The sequence below is a fragment of the Streptomyces sp. NPDC045998 genome (genome assembly GCF_056430285.1).
The window spans coordinates 305,632-328,191 of sequence record NZ_JBWKLJ010000006.1; the positions used below are offsets into that span (position 1 = coordinate 305,632).

13 protein-coding genes are annotated in these 22,560 nt (G+C 74.2%); 3 read left to right on the top strand and 10 right to left on the bottom strand.

Translation table 11 applies throughout. The features are described from left to right. Nucleotides 1-111: 111 nt before the first annotated feature. From AC07FJ_RS20085 to AC07FJ_RS20100, 4 genes are all read right to left on the bottom strand, one after another. Nucleotides 112-2,250 (bottom strand): FG-GAP-like repeat-containing protein, encoded by a 2,139-nt coding sequence (locus tag AC07FJ_RS20085; RefSeq protein WP_479050667.1) that lies wholly within the window; start codon nt 2,248-2,250, stop codon nt 112-114. 181 nt (nt 2,251-2,431) lie between these two features. Beyond that, on the bottom strand, nt 2,432-2,911 hold the full coding sequence (locus AC07FJ_RS20090) for a hypothetical protein (RefSeq protein ID WP_479050669.1): 480 nt from the start codon (nt 2,909-2,911) through the stop codon (nt 2,432-2,434). A gap of 34 nt (nt 2,912-2,945) precedes the next feature. Further along, a complete protein-coding gene (locus tag AC07FJ_RS20095; RefSeq protein ID WP_479050671.1) occupies nt 2,946-3,971 on the bottom strand; it encodes a PHP domain-containing protein in 1,026 nt (341 codons plus the stop codon). After that, entirely contained in the window at nt 3,971-6,037 is a 2,067-nt protein-coding gene (locus AC07FJ_RS20100; protein ID WP_468296651.1) for a SpoIIE family protein phosphatase, read from the bottom strand. Before AC07FJ_RS20100 ends, AC07FJ_RS20095 begins: the two co-directional genes overlap by 1 nt. A gap of 160 nt (nt 6,038-6,197) precedes the next feature. Between AC07FJ_RS20100 and AC07FJ_RS20105 the strand changes: the two genes are divergently transcribed. Next, nucleotides 6,198-8,768, top strand: a complete 2,571-nt coding sequence (locus AC07FJ_RS20105) for an alpha-L-arabinofuranosidase C-terminal domain-containing protein (protein ID WP_479050673.1) — start codon at nt 6,198-6,200, stop codon at nt 8,766-8,768. Nucleotides 8,769-8,856: 88 nt separating this feature from the next. Continuing rightward, nucleotides 8,857-9,954, top strand: coding sequence for a LacI family DNA-binding transcriptional regulator (locus AC07FJ_RS20110; protein WP_479050856.1), 1,098 nt, complete (start codon nt 8,857-8,859; stop codon nt 9,952-9,954). On the opposite strand, the gene AC07FJ_RS20115 is transcribed toward AC07FJ_RS20110, so the two are convergent. From AC07FJ_RS20115 to AC07FJ_RS20135, 5 genes are read right to left on the bottom strand one after another with little or no spacing between them, the layout of a single operon-like run. Beyond that, complete coding sequence (locus AC07FJ_RS20115) at nt 9,941-12,169, bottom strand: glycosyl hydrolase family 95 catalytic domain-containing protein (RefSeq protein WP_479050674.1); 2,229 nt, start codon at nt 12,167-12,169, stop codon at nt 9,941-9,943. The two genes, AC07FJ_RS20110 and AC07FJ_RS20115, sit on opposite strands and share 14 nt — an antisense overlap. 32 nt (nt 12,170-12,201) lie before the next feature. Continuing rightward, complete coding sequence (locus tag AC07FJ_RS20120) at nt 12,202-14,175, bottom strand: beta-galactosidase (protein WP_479050676.1); 1,974 nt, start codon at nt 14,173-14,175, stop codon at nt 12,202-12,204. A gap of 33 nt (nt 14,176-14,208) precedes the next feature. Next, nucleotides 14,209-15,135: a carbohydrate ABC transporter permease gene (locus AC07FJ_RS20125; protein ID WP_479050678.1), complete on the bottom strand. Its 927-nt coding sequence runs from the start codon at nt 15,133-15,135 to the stop codon at nt 14,209-14,211. Further along, nucleotides 15,132-16,097 (bottom strand): ABC transporter permease, encoded by a 966-nt coding sequence (locus tag AC07FJ_RS20130; protein WP_479050680.1) that lies wholly within the window; start codon nt 16,095-16,097, stop codon nt 15,132-15,134. The genes AC07FJ_RS20125 and AC07FJ_RS20130 overlap by 4 nt, the downstream gene beginning before the upstream one ends. Continuing rightward, on the bottom strand, nt 16,094-17,770 hold the full coding sequence (locus AC07FJ_RS20135) for an extracellular solute-binding protein (protein WP_479050682.1): 1,677 nt from the start codon (nt 17,768-17,770) through the stop codon (nt 16,094-16,096). Before AC07FJ_RS20135 ends, AC07FJ_RS20130 begins: the two co-directional genes overlap by 4 nt. A 217-nt stretch (nt 17,771-17,987) precedes the next feature. Here AC07FJ_RS20135 and AC07FJ_RS20140 point away from each other — a divergent pair, with 217 nt between their 5' ends. Next, entirely contained in the window at nt 17,988-20,912 is a 2,925-nt protein-coding gene (locus AC07FJ_RS20140) for a glycoside hydrolase family 3 C-terminal domain-containing protein (protein WP_479050684.1), read from the top strand. Here the strand turns inward: AC07FJ_RS20140 and AC07FJ_RS20145 are convergent. Further along, a complete protein-coding gene (locus tag AC07FJ_RS20145; RefSeq protein ID WP_479050686.1) occupies nt 20,834-22,411 on the bottom strand; it encodes a hypothetical protein in 1,578 nt (525 codons plus the stop codon). The genes AC07FJ_RS20140 and AC07FJ_RS20145 overlap by 79 nt on opposite strands. Between the last annotated feature and the right edge of the window lie 149 nt (nt 22,412-22,560).

Sequence of the window (22,560 nt, forward strand, 5' to 3'; positions counted from 1 at the left end):
CGCCGGTTGTCGGGCGGCCGGACGCTGTGAGGCGCCCGGCCGCCCAACCACCTGGCCTATTCGGCTCGTTCGGACCGGTCGGCCCGTCCGTCTCCCGGACGGCTCCGGGTCCTAGCGGATGCCGGTGAAGGACTTCCAGCCGGTGCCGATCTTGGTGCCGTCGCCGATGGCGCCCTTGCCCGTGCCGTTGTAGCGGTAGAGGTCACCGGTGGTGTGGCGCCCCAGGATGTCGGCGTTCCCGTCCCCGCTGAGGTCGCCGATGCCGACGAAGTCGACGATGGCGCCCCAGCGGGACCCGACCTTGGTGCCGTCGCCGATGGTGCCCTTGCCGGTGCCGTTGTAGCGGTAGAGGTCTCCCGTGGCGGTCCGTGCGAGGAGGTCGGCGTTCTTGTCGTTGTCGAGGTCACCCGCGCCGACGATGGTCAGCCCCTTCCACTTGGTGCCGATGCGGACGCCCGCGGAGAGGGTGCCGTGCGCGGTACCGGTGTAGAGGAGCAGGTCGCCGGTGGCGGTCTGACGGGCGACCAGGTCGGGGAGGGTGTCGCCGTTGAAGTCACCGGAGTACGTCAGGGCGTCGACATCGGTGAAGCCGGTCCCGATCCGCGTGTGCGGCAGTTCCGGCGTGACGGCCTGGCCCCGCGGCGGGCTGTACTGGAGGAGGTCGCCCTCGGCGGTGCGCACCAGGGTGTCGTTGGCGCCGTCGGCGTCCAGGTCCCCGAAGGGGACGAAGGTCGTGTCGGCGGGCCATGTCCCGCCGCTGACGCGGGTGGAGACGGTACCGGCGGTGGTGCCCCGGTAGACGGTGAGCGCGCCCGTGGCGCTCTGGGCGTAGAGGTCGGGAAGGCCGTCTGCGCCGACGTGGTCGCGGTGCTTGGCGGCGGTCGGCGGCTTGGGGGCGGGCGGCAGCGTGGCCGCGCACCACACCTGGTGGATCTCCGCGCCCTTGTCCGTCGTCCCGGTCGTGCGGTTCCACAGGACGACGGCCCGGCCGTCGGCACCGGTCGCGCTGTGGCCGCGACCGGCGGCCGCGTCGATCCGGCCGAGGATCAGCGGCCGTCCCCAGGCGCCACCCGTGCGCTGGGCGACCGTCAGCTCTCCGTCGCCACCCGTCCACAGGGCGGTGACCGTCCCGTCGCGGCCGACACTCGTGGACCAGATCCCACCGACGTACGACTCCGTCAGAGTGTGCGGCGCCGACCAGGCGCCGGCCGCCGAACGGGTCGCCGTACGCAGCGCGGAGAAGTCCTTCCACAGGGCCGTCACCGCGCCGTCCGGGCCGAGCTGAGGCGTGCCGGAAGCGTACGGGCGCCCGTCGGAGGGGGCCGTCTCCGAGGCGCCCCACGGCGCGCCCGCCGCGGGCCGGTAGGCGAAGCGGTGCGTGTCGCGGCCTTCCGACCAGCTCAGGAGGGTGGCGCCCGACGCGGACGACTGCAGGGTCAGGTCGCCGACGAGCGCGGAATCGGTCCCCTCGACGCCCCGGGGCGTCTCCCACGCGGTCGCGCCCGGGGCCAGCGAGGCGATCCGCACGCGGAGGCGGTCGTCGGCGAAGTCGTCCGCCCAGGCCACCGTGACGGTGCCGTCGGGTCCGACCGTCGCGGCCTGCGTGAGGGCGAGGACGTCCGACAGCTTGACGGGCGCGGACCAGGCCGCGCCGGGCGCCGGGCGCTCGGAGACGTACAGTCCCCTGGTCGCGTCGCCCTGGGCGGGGTCGCCGAAGCTGCCCCACACCGCCACGAGGCGTCCGCCGGGGCCGCTCGCGAGGGCGTACCCGGCCGGATGCGCCGCGGTCGACACCTGCGCGGCGGGCGTCCACGACGCCGCCCCGGCGAGCAGGGTGGACGAGCTCAGGGTGTAGCCGGAACCACCCCAGTGGTGCCAGGCGACCGTCGCCGAACCGTCGGTGCCGGCGGTCAGTTCGGCGGAGTACACCTCGCCCTTCGTGGCGGCCACGAGGACCGGGGCGCTCCACGCGGTGGCCTGCGCCGGACGGGTGGCGGACCAGAGCTCCTGGTCGCCGTGGCCCGCGTCCCGGCTCCACACCGCGACGGCGGAGCCGTTGGTGGTGATGCGCACGTCGTGCACGGAGTGGTGCACGCCCGCCTCCGTCAGCGCCGCGGGTCCGCCCCACGCGCTCGGCGTCGCGGCGCCGGCCGGCGCCGCCGCCACGACCGTCACGGCGGCCCCCGCGCCGACGATCCCCAGGGTCAGCGTGGACGCCACGGCCGCGCTGATGAGCCTGCTTCTGCCCATGTGGAAAATCTCTCCATACCGGTGGTCACGGCATGGCGAGGCGACGGCCCGCGCGGTTCGCGTGCCGCCTTGGTGTGTGAAGTCCCCCCGGTTCCCGGCTGCTTCTTCTCCCCATGCACATCCAGTGATCAAGGAGCCTAACAGCAGACAGAGCGGTCACTCGAACCGGTTTTCGGAGCTTTCAGTCGTAGAAAAACTGCTGCAGATCGTCCATGGACCCCGGTCCGTGCAGGAAGCACTCGGCCGCCGCGATGTCGGCTTCCGCGGGCGGCCCGCCGCCGCTCAGGAGCTGCTTCATCCACACCTCGCCCTGCCGGCCGACCGCGTAGATACCGGACAACAGCTCCGCCATGCCCGCCGGCTGGGGCGGGGTGCGCCCGGCGATCGGCTGGAGCTCCCAGCCGCCCGCCCGGGCGGCCAGCCGGAGCGCGCCGGCCCAGTTGGCGACCCGCCCGATCCGCACGTGCCAGCTGTCCTCGGGGAAGGGAGGGAGCCGTCCGCCGTGCAGGGGGTTGGTCGCGGCCGTGATGTCCGCCAGCACCTGGCGTTCGACGGCGTCGCGCACCCAGCGGCCCTCCTGGGACTCTTCGATGGCGGCGCCCCACCACTCCCACGCGTCCTCGACCCGCTTCTTGAAGTCGTCGGCGTCCGTCTCATCCATGCCGCGCAGCCTCCCACACGGGGGAGAGGGCGGTTCACCCCGCCCTCTGCGGTGCCCGACGGGTGCGGGTCCAGGTGAGCAGGTCGTCGGCCGACCAGGTGTTGATCACGCGGTCGGCCGGTACGCCGCACTCCTCGGCGCGGGCGCAGCCGATGATCTGCCAGTCCAGCTGGCCGGGGGCGTGGGCGTCGGTGTCGACGGCGAAGAACACCCCGGCCGCCACCGCCTGGCGCAGCAGCCGCCGGGGCGGGTCCAGGCGCTCGGGGCGGCTGTTGATCTCCACCGCCGTGCCCGACTCGGCGCACGCCGCGAAGACCGCGTCCGCGTCGAAGTCCGACTCCGGCCGCTTGCCGCCGACGAGCCGGCCGGTGCAGTGGCCCAGCACGTCCACCAGCGGGTCGCGTACGGCCCTGACCATGCGCCGCGTCATGGCGGGCCCCTCCATCCGCAGCTTGGAGTGGACGGAGGCCACCACCACGTCGAGCCGGTCGAGGAGTTCGGGCTCCTGGTCGAGGGTGCCGTCCAGCAGGATGTCGCACTCGATGCCGGTCAGCAGCCGGAAAGGGGCCCACCGCTCGTTCAGCTCCGCCACCACGTCCAGTTGCTCCCGCAACCGTTCGGCCGACAGGCCCCGGGCCACCGTCAGCCGGGGCGAGTGGTCCGTGAGCACCGCCCACTCGTGGCCGAGCGCCGCCGCGGCCCGGCCCATCGCCTCGATCGGGCTGCCGCCGTCGGACCAGTCCGAGTGCAGGTGGCAGTCGCCGCGCAGCGCCGCACGCAGTTCCGTCCCGAGCGTGGCCGCCTCACCCGCCTCCTCCTCCAGCCGCTTCAGGTACGCCGGGACCTCGCCGGTCAGCGCCTCGCGCACCACCTGCGCCGTCTTCGGCCCGACACCCCTGACCCGCTCCAGGGTCCCGGCCGCCGCGCGTTCGGCCACCTCGCCGTCGCCCAGGGCGGACAGCGCCGCCGACGCCGTACGGAAGGCCCGCACCCGGTACGTCGGTGCCTGCGACCGCTCCAGCAGGAACGCGATCCGGTCCAGCGCCTCGACGGGGTCCATCACGCGGCTCCCGGGCGCCGGGCCGACGGGCCGATCTCGCACCACACGGCCTTGCCCTCACCGCGCGGCTCCACGCCCCAGCGCAGCGCCAGCGCGTCCAGGAGCAGCAGCCCGCGCCCGCCCGTCGCCGCCTCGCCCGGCGAACGCCGCCGGGGCCACGCGCTGGAGCGGTCCTGCACCGACAGCCGCACCCGCCGCACCGGCTCCGGCAGCACCTCCAGGGTCAGCACCGCGCCGCCCTCCGTGTGCAGTAGCACATTGCCCAGCAGCTCGCCGGTGACGAGCTCCGCGTCGTCCGCGAACTCCCGCATCCCCCAGTCGCGCAGCGCCCGCCGCACCACCGCCCGCGCCTCGGACAGGCCCTGCGGGTCCGCCTGGTGGATGTACTGGTGGATGCGCGGCGCCCGGGTCGTGCCAGGGTCCGGGCTGCGCCGCAGCACCAGCAGCGCCACGTCGTCGCCGGCGCCCCACCGCTCCCAGAACCGCTCCGAGAGGTGGTCGGCCAGCGCCTCGGCGCCGGGCGGGCCGCTGCTCACCGCCCGTTCCAGCGCGGCCAGGCCCTCGCCGATGTCCACGCCCGGCTGCTCGACCAGGCCGTCGGTGCACATCACCAGCGTCTCGCCGGGCACCAGGTCGAGCCGTGTCTCCGGGAACTCCTCGTCCCCGAAGACGGACGCCACCCCGAGCGGCAGCCCGCCCGGCACCTTCGGCGCCCCGACCCGTCCGTCGGTGTGCCGGATCAGCGGCCCCAGGTGGCCGGCGCGCACCACCCGGACCGTGCCCGTGCCCAGGTCGGCCTGCGCGTAGGCACAGGTGGCGAACCGCTCGGTGTCCAGCTCGGCGAGGAACCGGGAGGCCCGCGCCAGCACCGTGGAGGGAGCATGCCCCTCACCGGCGTACGCGCGCAGGGCGATGCGCAGCTGGCCCATGATCGCGGCCGCGTGCGTGTCGTGGCCCTGGACGTCGCCGACGACGACCCCGACCCTGCTCCGGGGCAGCGGGATCACGTCGTACCAGTCCCCGCCGACCTGGCGGCCGCTCCACGCCGAGTGGTAGCGCACGGCGATCTCGCCGCCCTCCACGGCGGGGATGCGGCGCGGCAGCATCGCGGCCTGGAGGCTGGTGGCGACCTCCCGCTCCTCGTCGAAGAGGATCGCGCGCTGGAGCGACTGCGCCACGATCGCCGCCAGCCCCAGGGTGAGGTTGCGCTCGTCCGCGCTGAAGGCGGTGCGGCTGCGGTAGAACAGCGCCATCCCGCCGAGCGTGCGGGCCTGCGCCACCAGCGGCAGGTAGGCCGCGGCCCGGAAGCGGAGCTGTCCGGCGTACGGGGCGAGGGCGGGGTAGCCGCGGATCAGGTTCTGGAAGCAGCTGGAGAACAGCGGGCGCCCGGTGAGCACCGTCTCGGCCAGCGGCAGGCCGCGCTCCAGCCGCTGCACCCGGAGCTCCTCCAGCGCGTCCAGCGACTCGCCGCTCAGCGCGATGATGTTGAGCGAGCCGTTCTCGACCAGGCCCAGCGCGAACCCGTCGGCGCCGAGCCGGGCGAGACCGCCGGGGCCGGTCAGCGCGGCGGTGACGTCGTCCACGGTCACCGCCCGGGACAGCGCCTGTGTGGTGCGCTCCACCATGTTCGTCTGGCGCTCCCGGCGCCTCTCCAGCTCCACGACGAACGCCGAGTGGGTGACCTCGAACGTCGTGTCCCGGACGATCCCCACGATCCGGTGGGCCCGGCCGTCGGCGCCCCGCAGGATGCGCGCCTGGACGTGCGTCCACTGCGGTGACCCGTCGTCCAGCGGGATCTGGAAGTGGGCGGCGTACGAAGGGCGGCCGCTGCTCAGTGCCTCCCGGATCACGGCCTCCAGCCGCGACCGCTCCTCCGGCTCCAGTCGGCGCACCAGGGAGGCGGGCCGGGAGTCGAACGTGCCCGGGGCCACGCCGAACACCAGCAGGCCCGCCTCGTCGACGTCGATCGTCCCGGCGTCGAGATCCCAGTCGAAGCTGCCGGTGCGGTTCATGGCGAGGCGCTCCGGCGTGCCGATCTCGCCGCTGTGTGCCCGGTTGTCCGTCATCACCCTCATTGTCGAGTGCGTCACGCGGGAACGCCAAGGCATCGGAGCCGGGTGTTGGTGTCCAGCCCGTTGACGCGTTCACGCCCCCTGCCTAAGGTCTGTTCGAAGTCCTGGTCAATGTCCGATATCTCGAACAATCGAAGCTTCCAGGAGCACACCCATGGCACGCACACGGCCGAGGCACCGCCTCGCGCTGGCGGCTCTCCTCCCGGCCCTCCTCGCCGGCACGGTGCTGACCGCGCCCGCCACCCACGCCGACGACGCCCGGGCCCAGAACCCCGCGGCGGCCGAGCCGGCCGACTACTCGCTCACGGTCGACCCCGACCGCGCGGGCCCGGAGATCGACCGCACCCTGTACGGCGTCTTCTACGAGGACATCAACAACGCCGCCGACGGCGGGCTGTACGCCGAACTCGTACAGAACCGCTCCTTCGAGTACGGCCCCGCCGACAACCCCGCCTACACCCCGCTGACCGCCTGGCAGCGCACCGCCGCCGGCGGTGCCGACGGCGAGCTCCGGGTCGCCGACGACGCCCACCGGCTCCACGAGCGCAACCGCCACCACCTGCGTCTCGACCTGGCCCCGGCGAACACCGCCACCGGCCGCTTCGGCATCGTCAACAGCGGCTACGGCGCCGGCATGGCCCTCACCGAGGGCCGCCGCTACGACTTCTCCGTCTGGGCCCGCACCGACCGCCCCTCCGGCACCCGCCTCGCCGCCGAGCTGCGCGCCGCCGACGGCACCGTCCTGTCCGCGCCCCTGAACCTCACCGTGCGCGGCGACCGCTGGGCGAAGTACACCGGCACGCTCGTCCCCAAGGTGACCACCACCGGCGGGCGCCTCGCCGTCACGGCCGCCGGCACCGGCACCGTACGCCTCGACATGGTCTCGCTCTTCCCCCGCGACACCTACAAGGGCCGCCCGAACGGCCTGCGCAAGGACCTCGCCGAGAAGATCGCCGCCCTCAAGCCCGGCTTCCTGCGCTTCCCGGGCGGCTGCCTCGTCAACACCGGCAGCCACCAGGCGTACGAGGCCCCGCACTGGGAGCGCAAGCGGTCCTACCAGTGGAAGGACACCATCGGACCCGTCGAGCAGCGCGCCGTCAACGCCAACTTCTGGGGCTACCACCAGAGTTACGGGCTCGGCTACTACGAGTACTTCCAGTTCGCCGAGGACCTCGGCGCCATGCCGCTGCCGGTCGTCCCCGCCCTCGTCACCGGCTGCGGCCAGAACCAGGCCACCGACGACCCGGCGCTCCTCAAGCGGCACATCCAGGACACCCTCGACCTGATCGAGTTCGCCAACGGCCCCGTCACCAGCGAATGGGGCCGCAAGCGCGCCGCGATGGGCCACCCCAGGCCCTTCGGCCTGACCCACCTGGCGGTCGGCAACGAGGAGAACCTCCCCGACGCCTTCTTCGCCCGCTTCACCGAGTTCCGCAAGGCCATCGCGGCGAAGTACCCGGGCGTCACCGTCATCTCCAACTCCGGCCCCGACGACGCCGGCGGCGTCTTCGACCGCCACTGGCAGCTCAACCGCGAGGCCGGCGTCGCGATGGTCGACGAGCACTACTACAACAGCCCCCAGTGGTTCCTGGAGAACAACGACCGCTACGACTCCTACGACCGCCGGGGCCCCAAGGTCTTCCTCGGCGAGTACGCGTCCCTCGACAACCGCTTCTCCAACGCCCTCGCCGAAGCCGCCTACATGACCGGCCTGGAGCGCAACGCCGACGTCGTCAAACTCGCCTCCTACGCCCCGCTCCTCGCCGACGTGCAGCAGAACCAGTGGCGGCCGGACATGATCTGGTTCGACAACCACCGCTCCTGGGGCTCGACCAGCTACGAGGTCCAGAAGCTCTTCATGAACAACACCGGCGACCGGGTCGTCCCGAGCCGCGCCTCCGCCACGCCCGCCGTCTCCGGGCCGATCACCGGCGCCGTCGGCCTGTCGACGTGGGCGACGAGCGCCGCGTACGACGACGTCGAGGTCACCGGCGCGGACGGCGCCACGCTGCTGAAGGACGACTTCTCCGCCGGGGACGCCCGGTGGACCCGCGCCGCCGGGCGCGGCGACTGGGCCGTGGTGGACGGCGCGTTCGTGCAGTCCGACGCGGCCGCCGAGAACACCCTGGTGACCGCGGGCGACCCCGGCTGGCACGACTACGACCTGCGGGTGAAGGCCACCAAGAAGTCCGGCAAGGAGGGCTTCCTCGTCGCCTTCGGCGTCCGCGACACCGGCAACCCCTACTGGTGGAACCTCGGCGGCTGGGGCAACACCCGCTCCGCCGTGGAGGAGTCCGTGGACGGCGGCAAGCAGACGCTGCTGGAGGACGCCACCACCATCGAGACCGGCCGGACGTACGACCTCCACGTCCAGGTGCGGGGCCGCCAGGTCACCCTCTACCTGGACGGGAGGAAGTGGGGCTCCTTCACCGACGACAAGACCGCCGAACCCTTCCGCCAGGTGGTGACGCGGGACAAGGGCGACCTCGTCGTCAAGGTGGTCAACGCGCAGGCCACGCCCGCCCGGACCCGCGTAGACCTCGGCACCGACAAGGTCGCCCCGACGGCCCGGCTGACCACGCTCCAAGGCGCGCCGGACGCGGTCAACACGGCCGACGCACGGCCCATCCAGCCGCGCGAGTCCACCCTGCGCGGCATCGGACGGCAGTTCACCCACACCTTCCCGGCCCACTCGGTCACCTTCCTGAGGATCAAGACCGGATAGGGGAGGGGGAGTTCACTACCCTGGCCGGGGAGCACCGCCGTGCTCCCCGGCCTTTTCGTCGCCGTGCGTCGAAGCGCTTCGACCCAGGCTGCCGAACAGCCCCTGGACAGCTCCCCATAGTCGCCCTAAGGTCGGAGCCCAACGAGTCGAAGCGCTTCACCTCCGGGAGAGCCGCATGGTCACCCTCGCCGACGTCGCTCAGCACGCCGGAGTCTCCGCCTCCACGGTGAGCTACGTCCTCAGCGGCAAGCGGTCCATCTCCGCCTCCACCCGCGCCCGCGTCGAGCGCAGCATCGCCCAGCTCGGCTACCACCCCAACGCCGGCGCCCGCGCCCTCGCCAGCAGCCGGTCCAACATCATCGCGCTGATGATCCCGCTCCGCACCGACATGTACGTCCCGGTCATGATGGAGATCGCCATCGCCGTCGCCACCACCGCCCGCGCCCACGGCTACGACGTCCTGCTCCTCACCGGCGAGGAAGGCCCCGCCGCCGTCCGCCGCATCGAGGGCAGCGCCCTCGCCGACGCGATGATCCTCATGGACGTGGAGCTCGACGACGACCGGCTGCCGCTGCTGCGCGAGGCCGCACGCCCCGGCGTCCTCATCGGCCTGCCCGCCGACACCACCGGACTGAGCTGCGTCGACCTCGACTTCGAGGCCGCCGGCGCCCTGTGCGCCGACCACCTCGCCTCCCTCGGCCACCGCGAGATCGCCGTCATCGGCGAGGCCCCCGCCGTGTACGAGCGCCACACCGGCTTCGCCGAACGCACCCTCACCGGGCTGCGCCGCCGCAGCGACGCGCTCGGCCTGCGCCTCCTGCACCGCCCCTGCGAGGGGAGTTACGCCGCCGTCGCCGCCACCCTCGCCCGCGTCCACGACGAACGGCCCGGTACCACCGCCTTCGTCGTCCAGAACGAGGCCGCCACCGACCCGCTCCTCGCCCTGCTGCGCCAGCAGGGCCGCGCCGTGCCCGAGGACGTCTCCGTGATGGCGATCTGCCCCGACCAGGTTGCCGCACACGCCTCCGTACCGCTCACCTCCGTCGCCGTACCGGCGCAGCACATGGGCCGGTACGCCGTCGAGCAGGTCGTCGCCAAACTGGAGGGCCGCGGCACGGACGAGGTCGTGCTGCTCGCCCCTGAGCTGACCGTCCGCGCGAGCACGGGCCGGGCTAGCGCACGCTGAACGACACGACGCGCTCCTCGCCGGCCGTCAGCGCCAGCCGCGCCGGTGAGCCGTCGGGCGTCCGCAGCTCGACCCGCACCGTGCGCGACGGCCGCACCGTGGCCGTGGCCCCGCCGTCGCCCCAGACGAGGTCCACCTCGGCGCCGAAGCGGGTCCGCACCCCGCGCAGCGCGCCCCGCGGGTACGCCGCGGGGAGCGCGGGCAGCAGCACCAGACGGCCGGGCGTGGACTGGACGAGCACCTCGATCAGCAGCGCGGGAAGGGCGTGCGCGGCGTCGGCGTTGTACACCTCGCGCCCCGGGTAGTGCGCGCTCATCAGCGAGGCGTGGAAGAAGTCGCCGCGCAGGACCCGGCCGAGCGCGCCCGCCGCCCGCTCGCCGTCCCGCAGCCGCGCCGCGACCAGGCCGTGGTGGAGGTGCCCGTGGGCGGAGCCGTTCTCCGCGCCGCGCAGCTCCAGCGCGCGGCGGGCGGCGCGGGCGAGCTCCGGCGTGTCGTACGGGTTGATCGCGCCGAGCGGCCACACCGGGTACAGGTGGCTCAGGTGGCGGTGGTCATAGCGGTCCTCCAGCCCGGGCCAGGCCCATTCGGCCAGGGCGCCGTCCGCGTTGACCCGGTAGTCCGGCAGCCGGTCCGCGAGCGCGCGCAGCCGTGCCGCCTCGGCTTCGGCGGGGGAGTGGGCCGCGGCTGCGGTCAGGGCGTGGCGGGCCGCCGCGAGGTCCATCGTCGCGTTGAGCGCGCCCCAACTGCCCCCTACGGGCCGGTTCTCGGGGGAGTACGACGGCACGATCACGAGCCGCTCGTCCGGCCCGCTGCGCGTCAGGAAGTCCTCGTAGAACTGGGCGACCTCGGCCAGCGCCGGGCCCAGCCGCGGATCGGCGGCGCCGGTCTCCGTGCCGGTCCCCGTCTCCGCGTGCTCGACGAGCGGGTGCAGCAGCCAGTCGGCGCCCGCCGTCCACAGGTGCAGCGGGTAGGACCGCTGGAAGTGGTACGCGTGACCCGACACGCCGTCCGTGTGGGCCGGGGCGACCACCCCCCGCGCCCCGAAGATCGCGCGCGCGTTGTCCCGCCAGTCCGCCCACTGCCCGTACACCAGCGCCGCGAGCGCCTCGCTCACCTCCGGCAGGGCGGCGGCAGCGGCGGACGCCGTCTGGAGGCCCAGGTTGGCGTCCGTGGTGAACGCCCCGGACCAGGCGGTGTTCCAGTCACCGGTCCACAGGCCCGTCAGACGCGGCGGCAGCATCCCGCTCGCCGACAGCAGGTGGTAACGGCCCGCCGCGAACAGCCGCTCCACCAGCGCGGGACTGCCGGGCAGGGCAAGGAGCTCGCTCCCGGGCAGGGCGCGGTCGGCGGCGCCGCCGCCGAGGTCGAGCGTGACGCGCTCGTACGCGGCCCGGTGCAGCGTCTCGTGGCGGGCCAGCAGCCACGCGTACGCCTCCGCGGGCGAGGCGCCCTGGGGGACGAGCGCGCGCAGCGACGCCGCCTCGTCCTCGACCGGAGACTCGCCGCGGTGGCGGCGCACCCGCGTGAGCAGCAGCAGCGCCCCGGCGTCCGACACCCGCAGCCCGTCCCGGCCGATCGCGGTGCGCCCGCCCGCCGCGAGCGCCAGGGTCACGCCCGTGAAGGCCGCCTCGCCGTCCGCCTCCGGGTAGCGGGCCCGCAGCGTCAGCAGCGCGCCGCGCGGGTGCAGGGCGGTGCCCCGCCCGATGGCGAGGTCCTCCGGAGCGCCGGGGAGCCGGGGGTCGAGGACGACGGCGGCGGTGAGCGGCTCCCCGGTCACGTACTGCACGAGCACGTCGTCGGCGCGCGAGACGAAGACCCGGCTCGCACGGCCCGCGCGCACGGAGGCGGCCACACCGGTGGCGAAGTCCACCTCCCGCCGGAAGCTCCCGGGCCCGGCCGCCGGGACCTCGCGCCGGACGCGTACCTGGAACCCCGGGTGGAAGGCCCCCACCCAGCGCAGCGCGCGCCCGTCGGTGAAGCGCTCCGCCGCGTCCAGCTCGCCGCTCAGCAACCGGTCCTGGAGGCCCGGCAGCAGGCGCGCCAGCCGGGGCGGCAGCGTGTCGGCCGGGGGCACCGGCCGCACCAGGGTGTGGTGCGTGACGACGACCCGCTCGTCATCGGGGTCGCCGAACACCAGCGCCCCGTGGCGGCCGTTGCCGCTCAGGAAGGCGTCCTCCCAGCGGTGCGCGGGCGCGGGCTCCCACGTACCGTGCACCGGCCCGCCGCTCCTCACGTGCCCGCCGCCCGTCACGCGCCCGCCTCCCGCAGCACCGCCACGCCGTAGCGCTCCAGGTGGAGCGAGCCGCTCACCGCCGCGCCCGTCAGCACCTCGCGGAACGCCCCCGGCACGGTCACCGTCACCGGCTCGCGCCCGTGGTTCAGCACGAAGAGCAGCTCTCCGCGCCGTACGGCCTCCACGCCCGCCGGCAGCCCCTCCAGTACGGGCCGTACGCCCGCCCCGGCCGCCACGGCCGCGAGGAGGTCGCGCAGCGCCGGGGGAGCGGGCAGCGTGGAGAGGTACCAGGCGGTGGCGCGGCGCAGCACCGCCGGGAGGCCGTCGAGCTCGCCGCCCCGGTAGGCGCTGACCACCTCACCGCCGTCCGCCGTCAGCTCCTCGGACCACAGCGTGCCGTCGAAGCCGTCGCACGCGACGGTCTCGTCCCGGTCCAGGGGCCACCACTCGTGCACCGTCCCGATACCGAAGAGCGCCCGCAACCGCGCGTCCATGCCGCCCTCCCGTACGCGGTCGTCCTCGTCCGCCACCCCGGTGAGGAAGCCGGAGACCAGGGTGCCGCCGTCGCGCGCGTACGCCACCAGGTTGTCGACCGCCGCGTCCGTCAGCAGGTACAGGTGCGGGACGACGACCATGGGGAAACCGGTGAGGTCGTGCTCGGGGTGGGCGAAGGAGACCGGCAGGTGCGCCTCCCACAGCGCCCGGTGCCAGGCGCGGACGACCTCGGCGTAGTCGACCTCCGACGAGGGGCGGCCGCCCTGCTGCCCCGCCCACCAGGAGTTCCAGTCGTGCAGGACCGCGACGCCCGGTTCCGTGCGGCTCCCCGTCACCTCGCCCAGCCGGGACAGTTCGGCCCCGATCCGCCGCACCTCCTGGAAGGCGCGGCCCCGCTCACCGGCGTGGGACACCATCCCGGAGTGGAACTTCTCGGCGCCCTGGCGGGACTGGCGCCACTGGAAGTAGCAGACCGCGTCGGCGCCGTGGGCGACGGACTGCAGCGACAGCAGCCGGTTCAGTCCGCGCGGCTTGGGCTGGTTGACGGCCCGCCAGTTGACCGGCCCGGCCGCCTGCTCCATCACCATCCAGGGGCCGCCGCCCGCCTGCGAACGGGTCAGGTCGCCGATCATGGCGTTGTACTGCCCGCCGTACGGGTCCTTCGGGTCGGGGTAGACGTCCACCGACACCACGTCCTCCCGCCCGGCCCACGTCCAGCCGTCCAGCCCGGACCAGAAGGGCATGAGGTTGGTGGTCACCGGAATGTGCGGCGTGTGGCGGGCGACGATGTCGCGTTCGGCGGTGAAGCACTCCAGCAGCGCGTCCGAGGTGAACCGCTTGAAGTCCAGCTCCTGGGCGGGATTGCGCAGGTACGGGGCGCGGCGCGGCGGGATGATCTCCTCCCAGGAGTCGTAGCGCTGGCTCCAGAAGGCGGTGCCCCACGCCTCGTTGAGCGCGTCGAGGGTGGCGTGGCGGGCGCGCAGCCAGCGGCGGAAGTGGCGGGCCGTCCCGTCGCACCAGCAGTGCGTGCCGTACTCGTTGTTGACGTGCCACATCGTCAGCGCCGGGTGCGTGCCGTACCGCTGGGCGAGGTCCTCGGTGATCGCGGCGGCGTACCGGCGGTAGACCGGCGAGCTGGGGCAGAACTGCTGGCGCGAGCCCCACCACACCGTGCGGCCGTCCTCGTCGCGCGGCAGCGTCTCCGGGTGGCGCGCCCCCATCCAGGGCGGCGGCGACGCGGTCGGCGTGGCGAGCACCACCCCGACGGAGTGCGCGTGCATCAGGTCCATCACCCGTTCCAGCCAGCCGAAGTCCCGGGCGCCGGGGCGGGGTTCGAGCCGGGCCCAGGAGAAGACGCCGACCGTCACGGAGTTCACCCCGGCGGCCCGCATCAGGCGGACGTCGTCGGCCCAGGTCTCCTCCGGCCACTGCTCGGGGTTGTAATCGCCGCCGAAGAGCAGCCGGCCGCGGGTGGCGTCGTCGAGGCGGGGCATCGGACACGGTCTCCCTCCGGGTGCGCACGCGGCTCAGCCCTTGACGGCGCCGGTGAGCATCCCCTTCTTGAAGTGCTTCTGGACGAACGGCGAGACGACCGCGACCGGCAGCAGCGCCAGCACCATGACCGCCATCTGCACGGAGAGCGGGGAGAGCTGCTGGGTCTTGATCAGCTGCCCGAGTCCGGTCGGCGGCTCCTGCTTCTGCACGATCTGGATCATGACGTTCTGCAGCGGCATCATGTCCTGGTCGGTCAGGTAGAGGGAGGCGTTGAACCAGGCGCTCCAGTAGCCGACCGCGTAGAACAGCGCGATCACCGCCAGCACGGCGCGGGACAACGGCAGGACGATCCGCCACAGGATGCGGAAGTCGCCGGCCCCGTCGATCCGTGCGCTGTCGATCAGCTCCTGGGAGATGTTCATGAAGAACGCCCGCAGGACCAGGATGTTGAAGACGCTCACCGCGCTCGGCAGGATCAGCGCCAGATAGGTGTCGGTCAGCCCCAGCGCCTGCACCAGCAGATAGGTCGGGATCAGGCCCGCGCCGAAGAACATCGTCGCGAGCAGCGTCATCAGCACCCAGCGGTGGCCCGGCGACCCGGGACGCGACAGGCCGTACGCGCACAGCACCGACACCGTCATGCTGAACAGCGTGCCGACCGCCGTGACCCCGAGGCTGACCAGCGCGGCCCGCTGCACCTGGCCGCCGCCGAGCAGCTCCTCGTACGCCACGAGGGTGAGGTCCCTCGGGACGACCACCAGGCCGCCCGCCCTGCTGATGGTCTCCGGCGTGGACAGGCTCGTGACGATCACGATCCACAGCGGGAAGAGGACCGCCAGGCACGCGGCCGCCAGGACGACGCCCTTGGCCGCCACCCCCGCGCCGCTGGGCCTCCCCTCCCACGCCGGGCGGGGCGGCGCCGCCCACCACCGGTTCCGCGCGCCCGCGTCGGAGCTCATTTCCGGTACACCCCCTGCTCGCCCATGAGGTGGGCCACCTTGTTCGCGACGAGGACCAGCCCCACCCCGACGACGCCCTTGACGAGCCCGGCGGCCGCCGCGTAACCGAAGTCCTGGTTGCGGATGCCGTTCCACCACACGTAGGTGTCGAGCACCTCGGCGGCGTCCGGGCCCACCGCGTCCCGCTGCAGCAGCAGCTGCTCGAAGCCGACGGTCAGCGCGTCGCCCACCCGCAGCACCAGCAGCAGCGCGATCACCGGGCGCAGCGCCGGGAGCGTGACGTGCCACATGCGGCGCCGGCGGCCCGCGCCGTCCATCGCCGCCGCCTCGTACAGCTCGTCGCTGACGGAGGAGAGCGCGGCGAGGAAGACGATGACGCCCCAGCCGGCGTCCTTCCAGACGCCCTCGGCCGTCACCAGGAACGCGAAGGCGCCGGGGTCGGTCATCAGGTCGAAGCCCTCGACGCCGTGGCGCCGCAGGGTCTGCCCGATGATGCCGGCGCCGCCGAAGATCTGCTGGAAGACGGCGATGACCAGCACCCAGGAGAAGAAGTGCGGCAGGTACAGGATCGCCTGGGCGACGGCGCGGACGCGTGGCCGGACGACGCTGTTGATGAGCAGGGCCAGGGCGATCGGCACGGGGAAGAACAGCACCAGCTGGAGGAGGAACAGCACCAGCGTGTTCTCGACCGCCCGCCAGAACGCCGGGTCGGTGAAGAGCCGCTCGAACTGGTCCAGCCCGGTCCACGGACTCTCCAGGATGGCGACGAAGCCGTTCTCGCTGAGGTAGGGGTCGTAGTCCTGGAACGCCACCACGTTGCCGAGGACCGGTACGTAGTGGAAGACCAGGACGAGCAGCAGCGCAGGGAGGGTCATCAGGACGAGCGCCCGGTCCCGTCGCCACCGCGACCGCAGGCCGCGCTTGCCGGTGACACGCGTACGGCCGTCGGCGGTCTTCCTCATGCCGCCGGGCCGGTCTCGTCGAGCAGTTTCCGGTACCAGTCGCGCAGCTCGTCGCCGCCCGCGCGCTTCCACTCCGACACCGCCTGCCGCACGTCGCCGATCTTCTTGCGGCCGCGTACGACGTCGTCCTCCAGCTGCTCGAAGTCGTCGGCCAGGGTGGCCCAGCGGTTCGGCTCGGTGACGGTCAGCCCATAGAAGGCGGTCTTCTTGGTGAAGGCCCCCATCCGCTGCTGCCACTCCACCTGGAGCCGGGTGATGTCGGCGCGGTCCGGGTGGGCGAGGTAGGGGGCCGGGTCGCCCAGGTAGTCGAAGGCGCCCGTGACCTGGAGGTGGCCGGCGTCGGTCTTCACCGGGATCCCCTTCCGGATCGTGTAGTGCACGCCCTCGACGCCGTAGTCCGTGAGCATGCGCTCCTTCGTGCCGTACGGCGCCGCGCAGAAGTCGGCCACCGCCAGCACGTCCTCGACCACGGACTTCGGGGCCTTGGCGCTGACGAAGGCCCAGATGTTCGCCGGCTGGGTGGCGTAGAGCCGGGGCGCCGAGCCGTCGTGGCCGGGGATGTCGAAGGCGCCCATCCGGAAGTCCGGGTTCTGCGCCGCCTGTTCTGCGCTCTTGCTGTACCAGTGGGAGAGGTCCTGGTTGTAGACGAGCACCTGGCCCGAGGTGAACCGGTTGCCCCCGTCGCCCTGCGCCGCCTTCGCGTCCGGGTGCACCACGCCCGCCGCGTACAGCGAGCGCGTCCACTCCAGCGCCTCCAGGTACTCCTCGGTCTCCACGCGGTTCACAAGAGAGGTGCCCTGCCGGTCCCACCACAGGGCCCTGTCGCTGCCGGGGAGCACGCCGAACATGTGGAAGGCCGTCCACTTCAGGTCGTCGCACGCCCACATCTTCGCCCTGGCGCTGGTGGCCTCCTTCGCCCAGGCGAGGAACTCGGCGGCGCTCTTCGGCGGCCGGTAGCCCCGCTCCTCGAAGACGTCCCGCCGGTAGAAGGGCGCGATGTTGACGACGGACGAGGCGGGCATCGGGATGCCGCGCAGCGCGCCGCCGAAGATCGACCGCTGCCAGGCGTCCGTGGGCACGGCCGCCAGATTCGGGTACGCCTTCACCTTCTCGCCGGAGAGGTACGGGCCGAGGTCGGCGAACTTGGCGTCGACCGCGCTCGGGATCCTCCCGGTGAGGTTCCAGGCGGGCACGACCACCACGTCCGGGATGTCGCTGGAGGCGAGGACGGCGCCGAGCTTCTCGTCGTACGTGTTGCCGTCCTGGTTCTGCCACACCGTGCGCACGCCGATCGCCTCGTCCATCGCCCGGTAGTACGGGTTGTCGCTCTTCGGCGGGGAGCCCCACAGGGGCGCCATGATCCGTACGGTGCCGCCCTTGCCCGCCTTCGCCGCCACCGAGGCCTTCAGCCCCTCCGTGGCGATGCCGGTGGTGAAACCGGCCGCGGAGCCGTTCTTCGACGGGATGTCCGGCGCCACGACCGTCCGCGCGGCGAAGGCCGGCAGGAGCTTCTCCGCGTCCTTGCCGGAGGTGGCGCCGTCCTTCTTCTCGTTCCGCCCGCCGCCGCAGGCGGTGAGCAGCGGCGCTCCGCCGGCCACCGCGACCGCGGCGACCGCCGTCGAGGCCAGGAAGGTTCTCCGACTCGGGGAGGCGGAGGGGGAGTTCGGCGTCATGGCGTCAACCCTTCAGGGCGCGTGAGCGGGGAGTCGAAGCGCTTCGATGTGGGTGCGAGGTTAGGTGACCGCCCGGGCCCACACAAGAGTCGGTTCGATGATTGACGCCCTCATGAACTCCCGTGGCTTCCCGGTCCCTTGACACCCGTCCGTGCGTCGCATCAGCATCGAAGCGCTTCGAAGAACTCCTGGACCAGCCGGACAAGGGGAACCTCACGTGACCGTCGAGCCGCCCGCCGCGCCGACCCCCGAGCGAGCCGCCGCACCGCCCCCACCCCCGCCCTTCCGCGACCCCCGGCTGCCGTTCGGCGAGCGCGTCGACGATCTGCTCCGGCGCCTCACGCCCGACGAACGGATCGCGATGCTCCACCAGTTCGCGCCCGCCGTCGACCGCCTCGGCGTCGCCGCCTTCCGCACCGGCCAGGAAGCCCTGCACGGCGTCGCCTGGATGGGCCCCGCCACCGTCTTCCCGCAGGCCGTCGGCCTCGGCGCCACCTGGAACGACGACCTCGTCCGCCGCGTCGGCGAGGCCGTCTCCACCGAGGCCCGCGCGCTCCGCGCCCGCGACGACCGCGTCGGCCTCAACGTCTGGGCGCCGACCGTCAACCTGCTGCGCCACCCCCTGTGGGGCCGCGGCGAGGAGGGCTACTCCGAGGACCCCACCCTCACCTCCGCCCTCGCCACCGCCTACACCCGCGGCCTGCGCGGCGACCACCCCACGTACTGGCGCACCGCGCCCGTCCTCAAGCACTGGCTCGCGCACAACAACGAGACCGACCGCTCCACCACCTCCTCCTCCGTACGCCCCCGCGTCCTGCGCGAGTACGACCTGCGCGCCTTCCGCCCCACCGTCGAGGCGGGCGCCGTGGCCGGGGTCATGCCCGCGTACAACCTGGTCAACGGCCGCCCCAACCACGTCTCGCCCTACCTCGCCGAGCACCTGCGCACCTGGACCGACCAGGAGCTCCTGGTCTGCTCCGACGCGGGCGCGCCCAGCAACCTCGTCGACTCCGAGCACTACTTCGACACCCACGAGGAGGCCCTCGCCGCCTCCCTGCGCGCCGGCGTGGACAGCTTCACCGACCACGGCACCGACAGCTCGCCCACCGTCGCCCGCCTGCGCCGCGCGCGGGAGGCGGGCCTGATCGACGAGGCCGCCGTCGACACCGCCGTGCGCCGCCAGCTCCACGTCCGCTTCCGGCTCGGCGAGTTCGACCCGGAGCTCGACCCGTACGCGCACCACACCCCCGAGACCGCCCTCGACACCGCCGGTCACCGGGCCCTCGCCCAAGAGGCGGCCGAGCAGGCCGTGGTGCTGCTCACCAACGACCGCCTCCTGCCGCTCGACCCGGCCGCCAGGCAGCGCGTCGCGGTGGTCGGCCCGCTCGCCGACGCGTGCAAGCTCGACTGGTACAGCGGCACCCTCATCCGCCGCTCCACGCCCCTGGACGGCCTGCGCGAGCACTTCGGCGCCGAGCGCGTCAGCCACGCCGAGGGCGCCGACCTCGTCCGGCTGCGCTGCGCCGCCGGGGCGCTGCGGGTGCCCGAGGCCCCGGCCGGCGCGGCGGCACCCGGCACCGCCGAGGGGGCGCTCGACCCGGCGCTGCTCTCCGGACGTACGGACCTGCCGCCGCTGACCGCCGACCCGCACGGCGACGGCACGGTCCTCGCCCTGACCGACTGGGGAGGCGGCGTGTTGACGCTGCGCGCCCCGGACGGCCGCCACCTCTCCGTCGCGGCCGACGGTTTCGTACGCGCGTCGGCCGAGGAACCCGGCGGCTGGGTCGTCCAGGAGACGTTCCGGCTCGAACCGCACGGCGACGGCCACCTCCTGAGGCACCTGGGGACGGGCGGGCACGTCTCCGTCGCCGCCGACGGCGTGAAGGTTGCCGCCGGGCCGGCACACGGGCCCGGACGGGCCGAGGTCTTCACGGTGGAGACCGTCGAGCGCGGCACGGACGCGGTGGCGCGCGCCGCCGCCGGCGCGGACGTCGTGATCGTCGTCGCGGGCAACGACCCCCACATCAACGGCCGCGAGACCGAGGACCGCACCACCCTCGCCCTCCCCGAGGCGCAGGACCGCCTCTGGCGCGCGGCGCACGCCGCCAACCCCCGTACCGTCCTCGTCCTCACCTCGTCCTACCCGTACGCCGTCGGCGACGCCGCCGCGCGCCTGCCCGCCCTCCTCTGGACGGCCCACGGCGGCCAGGCGGCCGGGACGGCCCTCGCGCGCGTCCTCACCGGCGAGGTCTCACCGGCCGGACGGCTGCCGCAGACCTGGTACGCCGCCGCCGACCTGCCGGACCTGCTGGACTACGACGTCATCGGCAGCCGCCAGACGTACCTCTACTTCGACGGCCACCCCCTCTTCCCCTTCGGCCACGGCCTGTCGTACGCCTCCTTCGCTTACGAGGGCCTGACGGCCACCCGCGACGGCGACACGCTCCGCGTCGCGTTCACCGTCACCCACACGGGCGCCGTCCCCGCCGACGAGGTCGCCCAGCTGTACGTCCGGGCCGCCGCACCCTCGGTGCCCCGGCCGCTGCGGGAGCTCGCCGCCCACCGCCGCCTCCACCTCGCCCCCGGCGCGTCGCGGCGCCTGGAGTTCGTCCTGCCGCTCTCCGTCCTCGCCTTCTGGGACGTCGCCCACGGCCGCTGGACCGTCGAGCCCGGCCCGTACGAACTCCTCGCGGGCGCCTCCAGCGCCGACATCCGCCTCACCACCACGCTCACCCTCGACGGCCCCGCCCCCGGCCCGCGCCCCGTCCTCGCCCGGCCCCTCGCCGCCGCCGACTACGACGAACAGCACGCCACCGTCCTCGCCGACCGCACCAAGGAGCGCGGCGACTGCGTCACCCCCGCCGACCCCGCCCACACGGGCCACCTGCTCCACCGCGCCTGCGACTTCGGCCCCGGAGGCGCCGCCTCCGCCGACGTGGAGGTCTCCGGCACCGGCACGGTCACCCTCGCCATCGGCGCCTTCCGCACCACCCTCACCGTCACCACCAGCGGCGGCCCGTACGACTACACCACGCTCACGACACCCGTCTCGGCCCACGGCGTTCAGGACGTCCGCACCGAACTCACCGGCTCCGTACGGCTGGCGTCCGTCCGCTTCACCCCGTCCGGCCCCGCCACATAGGCGCGGTAGCGCGTCAGCCGCCCCAGGTCCGGGAGCCGGTGCTCGCGCCAGGCGCGGGCGTACGACGGGGGCCTGGCGCCGCCCGAGACCAGGACCGCGACCGGGCGGTGGCGGGACAGGGCGGTGAGGCCCTCGGGGGTGATGCTGCCGTCGTGGCCGCCGGGCTGGCGCGAGGCGCAGCCGGTGCGGTAGGCGACGCGGATCGCGTCCTCGCCGCTGACCACGCACGGCGGGCGGACCCCCTGGGCGTGGAGCGCGGCGGCGATCCGCGTCAGGTCCCGGGTGTCGCGGCGCACCCGGTCGGCGACGCCGTCGAGGATCCGGTACTGGACCGCCAGGTGGGCGAGGAGCGCGACCGCGAGGAGGGCGGCCACCGTGCGGCGCCGTCCCCGCTGGGGCCGCGGCCGGCACAGCCACAGCAGGCAGCGGGCCACGGGCAGCGCCAGCAGCGCGTACGCGGGCAGCAGGAAGCGCGGCGCCGCGTAGCCGACGGTGAACAGGTACGGCAGGGCCAGCGCCACCCCGACCGCGCCCGCCACCGCCAGCTCGGTGCGGTGGAGCCGGGCCCGGGCCGCCGCCGCGACACCGCCCGCCACCAGCAGCGGCAGCGCGAAGAACCACAGGGCGGCGGCCGGGTGGCGCCACGGCACGTCGCACGGGCGGCACAGCGTCCGCCCGCCCAGCGCCCGCGCGTGGTCGTCCACGGTGAGGTACCAGCCGAGGCCGCCCTGGATCTCGCTCGCCCGCTCCAGCCGGGCCGTCAGCCCGCCGTACCGGGTGTACGCCTCCATGACCCATTCGGCCCAGCCCAGCGCGAGGCCCACCGCGAGCGCCACCAGCAGCAGCGGCCACCGCCACGCGCGCGTCACCACGGCCGCCGCCGCCAGCGCCAGCACCAGCCACACCGCGTCGGCCGGCCGCATCACCCCGGCGAACGCCACCGCGGTGACCATGCCTCCCACGGCCCACCGGTCGCCCGGGTCGCGCGCCGCCCGCAGGAAGCAGCCCGTCGTGGCCAGCGCCCCGTACGCCACCCACAGGTTCGGCATCGCCTGCCCGGCGTAGAACAGGGTGATCCACAGGCTCGCGAACAGCGCCCCCGCCAGGGCGAGGACGGGGGCGGGCAGCAGCCGCCGCCACACCCACAGCGCGACGAACAGTCCGATCCCGGCCAGCACGGCCAGGTACAGGCGCAGCGCCGCGACCGACCCCGTCACCGCGGTGACCGGTGCGACGAGGTAGCTGATGCCCCGGGCGCGGGGCGCGCTGAAGAACGCCGCCGGGGCGTGCGGGCCGACCTGGCTCACGTACACCGTCTCGTCCCAGCCGAGCCCGAGGCCCCGGGCGACCAGGACGAGGTGCGCGAGCGTGAACGCGGCGGCCACGCCCGCCAGCCACGGCAGCGCGGGGCCGCCCGCCCCGGGCCGCGGGTTCCGGCTCTCCTCCAGCGCCACATGCGGCACAGGGCCGCGCACGCCGACGACGACTGATTCCTGCATGGCCCGGCCTCGCTCGGGGGTGTGCGGGGGACGCGGGGGACCGTCTCCCCGGCCTGTCCCCTCCACGCTCGGGCGGGAGCGGCCGCGCCACCACGCCGGAACGGCAGTCGGCCCAATGGACCCTCACGAACGGGTGAGACGGTGGTTTC